This is a genomic window from Spirochaeta dissipatitropha (assembly GCF_054657935.1).
The window spans coordinates 1-249 of sequence record NZ_BAAHXT010000065.1; the positions used below are offsets into that span (position 1 = coordinate 1).

1 protein-coding gene is annotated in these 249 nt (G+C 48.2%); it reads right to left on the bottom strand.

Features of this window, described 5'->3' with window-relative positions; translation table 11 throughout:
- Positions 1-249, bottom strand: a 249-nt coding sequence (locus ACYQ2L_RS17250) for a transposase (RefSeq protein WP_460058374.1), incomplete at both ends; no start/stop codon positions are given.

A 249-nucleotide genomic window follows, 5' to 3' on the forward strand; every position in this document is an offset into this window, starting at 1 on the left:
CCCTCCCTTCATCCGCTTTCCGGCTGATTCATGAGCACATTTGACCAATCGAGCGTAGGAGATGAAGTTCCCTACTCCCGGGAATCGCGATATATCCTGTATTTCATACAGGATCACCAGTGCCAATATCGGCCCGACCCCGGGAATGGTCTGGAGCATATGGTAGGCAACCGGGTCATGATCATTGGCCTGTTTTTGAATCTGTGATTCAATATCAAGAATTGTTCGATGATATGCATCAAGCAGCTT